4 protein-coding genes and 1 pseudogene are annotated in these 5,561 nt (G+C 67.5%); 4 read left to right on the top strand and 1 reads right to left on the bottom strand.

Going from position 1 to position 5,561, the window contains the following annotated elements:
* Positions 1-569, bottom strand: a pseudogene (locus QZY44_RS23950) (hypothetical protein); the annotation flags it as partial.
* A gap of 427 nt (positions 570-996) precedes the next feature.
* Here QZY44_RS23950 and QZY44_RS23945 point away from each other — a divergent pair.
* The 4 genes from QZY44_RS23945 to QZY44_RS23930 all read left to right on the top strand — a co-directional run bounded on the left by QZY44_RS23945 (position 997) and on the right by QZY44_RS23930 (position 5,317).
* A complete protein-coding gene (locus tag QZY44_RS23945) occupies positions 997-1,419 on the top strand; it encodes an acyl-CoA thioesterase (RefSeq protein WP_295453929.1) in 423 nt (140 codons plus the stop codon).
* A gap of 62 nt (positions 1,420-1,481) precedes the next feature.
* The gene (gene pap, locus QZY44_RS23940; protein ID WP_295453925.1) at positions 1,482-3,071 is read left to right on the top strand and encodes a polyphosphate:AMP phosphotransferase; all 1,590 of its coding nucleotides are present in this window, start codon (positions 1,482-1,484) and stop codon (positions 3,069-3,071) included.
* A gap of 4 nt (positions 3,072-3,075) precedes the next feature.
* The gene (locus QZY44_RS23935; RefSeq protein WP_295453921.1) at positions 3,076-4,416 is read left to right on the top strand and encodes a paraquat-inducible protein A; all 1,341 of its coding nucleotides are present in this window, start codon (positions 3,076-3,078) and stop codon (positions 4,414-4,416) included.
* Between the two features lie 112 nt (positions 4,417-4,528).
* Positions 4,529-5,317 carry an enoyl-CoA hydratase gene (locus QZY44_RS23930; protein WP_295453918.1) on the top strand — a complete coding sequence of 263 codons (789 nt, stop codon included), beginning with the start codon at positions 4,529-4,531 and terminating at the stop codon, positions 5,315-5,317.
* The last annotated feature ends 244 nt before the right edge of the window (positions 5,318-5,561 follow it).

The raw sequence follows: 5,561 nt of genomic DNA, 5'->3' as shown, positions 1-5,561 counted from the left end.
GCTTCGACCGGTGCCGGGGCGGCAGCGACGGGTGCCGCGGGGGCTTCGACCGGTGCCGGTGCGGCAGCGACCGGGGCGGGCGCGGCGACGACCGGTGCCGCGGGGGCGGCCGGGGCCTCGACCGGTGCCGGTGCGGCAGCGACTGGGGCGGGTACGTCGACGACCGGTGCTGCGGGGGCGGCCGGGGCTTCGACCGGTGCCGGTGCGGCAGCGGCCGGGGCGGGTGCCTCGACGACCGGTGCCGCGGGGGCGGCCAGGGCTTCGACCGGTGCCGGTGCGGCGGCGGCTGGTGCCGCGGCGGCCTCGGTCGGCGTAGCCGCAACCGGCGCGGCCACGGCGGCCGGTGCGGCCTCTGGTGCCGGCGTCGGGGCCACCGGGGCCGGCGGGGGGGCCAAGTTCACCTTGCCGATCGGCTTGAGCCGTGCCGCAATGGTGGCCGGATCGGCCGGGGCTGGAACCGGCGTAAAGTTTTCAGTAAAAAGATAAACCGCACCGGCGGCGACGCCCACGCCGATCACCCCAATCTTCACCGCCCCGCTATTCAAAATGCTCTTTATTTTGGAAGACATACGCGCATTTAGCCTCGTGTTCACTGGTAGTTGAGCCCCGGCATCCCGGCCACTTGGGGGCTGGGTAGCAGGGGAGGGTGCAACCCTTCGGACGACTTGGCCGCAGCTGAAAGCGGGCCCGCATTCGCCACGGCGGCGGCCCGGTTACCCGACCCCCCCTAAGCGCGATGCCTCGTCGACGGTTTCGCGTGCATTGTAGGGGAAAGGGGCACGCAAAAGCCGCATCAATCTTTATTGTTGGCGGGGCGCGCCTAAGCGCGTGCGTCGCCGCCCCCGGCCCCTGGCTGACCCGCCTGTGCGGATATGCGATGATCCGCCGTCTGGTAGCTGTCGAGCGCCCCTGGATCAACGAGGACGGACTGATGAGACTGACCCTGAACCCCGCACGCCCCCTGTGTCGGCCCAACACCCGTTGTGCGGGGCGCCCATGAGCGACCCTGCCCACCCGGAACCCCGTCGTCTGGACGCCTGGCAGTTGGCGATCCGTGTCGTCGCCATGCCGGCCGACACCAACGCCTACGGTGACATCTTCGGCGGCTGGATCATGTCCCAGGCGGATGTGGCCGGCAGTACCATCGCGATCGAGGCCGCGCAGGGGCGGGTCGCGACGGTGGCGGTGAAGGAATTTCGTTTCCTCACCCCGGTGCTGGTCGGTGACCTCACCGAGTTGCACGCCCGGATGCTCGCCATCGGCAACACCTCCATCAGTGTCGAGGTCGACGTTTGGGCGCAGGGCGAGCCCGACCCCAAGAGCCGCCGCCAGGTCGCCCACGCCGTCTTTGTCTATGTGGCGGTGGACGCGCAGGGGCGCCCCAGAACCATCCCGAGACCGCCGCCCCTGGCGGACTGACCACCCGAGCGCGGCCACGCCACTGGGTGCAGAACAATTCACCGCAATGAGGTGCCACAGCCATGTTCGAAGCGACGAAGGTTGGCCGTACGGTCAGCAAGGAAGACTTCAAGGCGCAACAGGAAGCGTTGCGCACCGAGCTCCTGGAGGCCCAGCGTGAGCTGCGCCAGACCAATATCCCGGTGGTCGTGCTGGTCTCCGGGGTGGAGGGGGCCGGCAAGGGTGAGGTGATCAACCGGCTCAATGAGTGGCTGGACACCCGCGGCGTGCAGACCTTCGCCTTCTGGGACGAGACCGATGAGGAACGCGCCCGTCCCCGCTATTGGCGCTTCTGGCGCACCCTGCCCCCGCGCGGTGACATCACCATCCTGTTCGGCGGCTGGTACGCGACCCCGATCGAGCACCGTTTTCAGGGCCACTGCACGGACGCCGAGCTGGACGCGGAGCTGAACCGCATCGTCGAGTTCGAGCGCATGCTGACCCAGGACGGTGCCCTGATCGTCAAGTTCTGGTTCCATATGTCCGAGGAGAATCAAAAGGCCTGCCTCAATGCACTCTCTCGGGATGACCGCAGCCGCTGGAAGATGATGCCGCAGAAGGCCAAGTTCTCTGAGCATTACCGGGCCTTCGAGCAGGTGGCCGAGCGTGTGGTACTGCACACCGATCAGGGCACCTCACCCTGGCACCTGGTGGAGGCGGAGGATGCGCGCTACCGCGATCTGACGGTCGGTCAGACCCTGCTGCACGCCATCCGCGCCCGCCTGGATAGCCCCCGCGCGCCGGACCAGGGCGCCGGCACCACCAGTGCGAGCATGCCGAGCGGCCCCCAGGCGCAGATCACGGTACTGGATCAACTGGACCTGTCCAAGTCGCTGTCGACCGCCAAGTACAAGACCCGCATGGCGGAACTCCAGAAGGAGATCAACGAGCTGGCCTGGCGCGCCTACAACGCGAAGCGCTCCACCGTGCTGATGTTCGAGGGGGTCGACGCCGGCGGCAAGGGTGGGGCCATCCGCCGCATCACCAGCGCGATTGATGCCCGCCTGTACCGCGCCATTCCGGTCGCCGCGCCCACTGATGAGGAAAAGGCCCACCACTATCTCTGGCGCTTCTGGCGGCAAGTCCCCCGCGCCGGTTATATCACCATCTATGATCGCTCCTGGTATGGGCGCGTGCTGGTGGAGCGGGTGGAGGGTTTCGCGAACGATGCGGAATGGCGACGCGCCTATGCCGAGATCAACCGCTTCGAGGAACAGCTGGTCGGCAGCGGTATTGTCCTGCTCAAGTTCTGGATCCATATCGACCAGGACGAGCAGCTGCGGCGCTTCCAGGACCGGGAAGAGATCTCCTATAAACGCTACAAGATCACCGCGGACGACTGGCGAAATCGCGAGAAGTGGCCCGCCTACAAGGATGCCGTCAATGAGATGGTGGCCCGCACCAGTACCCAACACGCCCCCTGGACGCTGGTGGAGGGTAATGACAAACCCTATGCCCGGGTGAAGGTGATGCGCACCATCTGCGAGGCGCTGAAGGCCGCGCTGGAGCACGAGCAGTCGCCGATCTCCGGCTACGTGCCATGCGGCGACAAGCGTCCGGCGGCGAGTAACGGCGCGCCGGCCGGCGATAAAGACGCTAAGGGCAAGGGCTGAGCGGGTGGCCGGTGCACTCATTGCCCGCCGCGTCCTGGCGGTGCTGGTATTCGCCGCGGCCCTGGTGCTGACGGTGCATCTCACGGTTGAGCTCAATCGCGTCAAGGCGCTCAAAGCCGAGCTCGCTGAGATCGACCATATTCGCTATGGGCTGCTGGACGCGGACCAGTGGATGCTACGGATCTCCGCGGCATTGGAGCGGCGCATCACGGCGTTCGAACTGACCGACGCCAATCGGCCCCAGGTCAAACGCGCGGTGGAGCAGGTCCTGGATACGCTGCTGGTGGAGATCGACCGCTCACTGCGCCGGCACAATCTCCAGGGCAGCGGCTCGGTGGTCGATCAACTCAAGGGGCTGGTCCAGCAGGGGCTGCAGGACCTGGTAATCGACTTCGAACGGCTGCGCCGCAAGGTGCCGGAGTATGCCGATCGGGTCGTCGAGGAACTCTCCAAACCCGAGGCCAAGCGTGAGATCAAGACGCAGCTGCTGGCCTTCATGCAAAACGCCGCGGGCTCCACCTTCGCCAAGACCGACCGCTCGCGCCTCACCGCGCTGCTGGCCGCCCACGGCTGTGCCGATCCCGCCGCTTGCGACCGGCAGCTTGGCGCCGAGATCGCGGCCGCCCACCGCCCGATCCTGTATCAGGTGCTGGGCGTCTTCGGCCTGGTCGGGGCCTTGTTCGCACTCTGCCTGGGACCCCGGCCGCGACGGTTCGCGCCGCTGGACGCGGACGTCGCCCCGCCCCCCGGGCTCGATCCCTTCCAGCTCTTCCTGCTCACGGGCGCGACGCTGATCCTGTTGGCCGGTGGCCTCTCGACGCCCATGATCGAGATCGACGCGCGTATCAGTGAACTGACCGTGCAACTGGCGGGCGAGCCGATCACCTTCGCCAATCAGGTGCTCTATTTTCAGACCAAGAGCGTATTCGACGTGGCCGCCATCCTGCTGCGTACCGGCGCCGCCGACATGATCCTGGTGGCGGGGCTCATCGTCGTCTTCAGCGTCATCTTCCCCGCCCTCAAGGTCATTGCCACCTGGCTCTATTACTATGACTATCGCGGCCTGCGCGGCACCCCCGCCGTGCGCTTCTTTGCGCTCAAATCCGGCAAGTGGTCGATGGCCGATGTGCTGGTGATCGCCATCTTCATGGCCTATATCGGTTTCAGCGGCCTGGTCGGCAGCCAACTCGGCGACCTGCGCCAGGCAAGCACCGCGGTGGATGTGCTGACCACCAACGGCACCATCCTGGCCCCGGGTTTCTATCTGTTCCTGGGCTTCGTATTGGCGAGCCTGTGGCTGTCGAGCATTCTGGAGGCGCGGCTGGGGGAGGCGCATCCGACCTGACCGGCGCGCGCTCGTGACCCCGCTGCGGCGGTGTCACGCCTGGATCGGGCGCTCTGCGCCCGGGCAATGTCACCGGTATGCTGCGCCGGGACTCATTCATTCGGAGGCTGGTATGACTGACGAGAATCCACTGGTATTGCGCCAGGACGACGCCGGCGTCGCGACCCTGACTCTCAACCGTCCGGCGGCCCGCAACGCCTTGTCGCACGCCATGCTCCGCGCGCTGCGCGCCGCGTTCGACACCATCGCCGCCGACGCGGCCGTGCGTGTGGTCATCCTGGCCGGGGCCGGCCCCGGCTTCTGCGCCGGCCATGATCTCAAGGAGGTGCGTGCCAATCAGGACGACCGGCGCTTCGCGGAGTCGCTGTTTGAAGAATGCGCTGAGCTGATGCTGGCGATCGTGCGGCTCCCCAAACCCGTCATCGCCCGGGTCCACGGCATCGCCACCGCCGCCGGCTGCCAATTGGTCGCGACCTGCGACCTGGCCGTCGCCGGTGAGGACGCCCGCTTCGCCACCCCCGGGGTCAATATCGGGCTTTTCTGCTCGACACCGATGGTGGCACTGTCGCGCAACGCCACACCCAAGCAGGCCATGCAGATGCTGCTGACAGGTGACCTGATCGACGCCCAGACGGCCCTGCGCTTTGGTCTGCTGAACGAGGTCGTGCCCGCCGCCGCCCTGGAGGCCCGCACCGCGGCCCTGGCCCGGCAGTTGGCCAGCAAGTCGCCGCTGACGCTCGCCATCGGCAAGGAGGCCTTCTACCGCCAGCTCGAGTTGCCGCTCACGCAGGCCTATGACTACACCCGCCGGACCATGGTCGAGAATCTGCAAACCCTGGATGCACGCGAAGGCATCGCGGCCTTCATCGACAAGCGCCCGGCGACCTGGTGCGGGCGCTAGCGGCGGCGGCCCGCACGATCGGCTTTGCTTGTCATTGGCCGCCCGTGGCCGGCATTCGTCGCGGCCTGGGGGCCCGCCCTTACCCCGTAGGAGCGGCCCCCCGGCCGCGACGGGTTGCCGCTGGCGACTCGATATCCTCGTTCCCGATGAACCTGCTGGATGGCCCGGGGGCCGATGCGCTTGGTTCTGGATAATCCGAGCGCAGTGCACGCTCAGGAGTCACCCAGCGACCGCACCGCTCATC

The organism is uncultured Thiodictyon sp., assembly GCA_903837595.1.
Taxonomy (GTDB): domain Bacteria; phylum Pseudomonadota; class Gammaproteobacteria; order Chromatiales; family Chromatiaceae; genus Thiodictyon.
The sequence above is the reverse complement of the archived record's forward strand: the minus strand, read 5'-3'. Positions and strand labels throughout refer to the sequence as shown.

Bases quoted from the DNA above. Each gene is read 5' to 3' on its own strand.
- pap (WP_295453925.1), top strand. From the start codon at position 1,482: ATGTTCGAAGCGACGAAGGTTGGCCGTACGGTCAGCAAGGAAGACTTC.
- QZY44_RS23945 (WP_295453929.1), top strand. From the start codon at position 997: ATGAGCGACCCTGCCCACCCGGAACCCCGTCGTCTGGACGCCTGGCAG.
- QZY44_RS23930 (WP_295453918.1), top strand. From the start codon at position 4,529: ATGACTGACGAGAATCCACTGGTATTGCGCCAGGACGACGCCGGCGTC.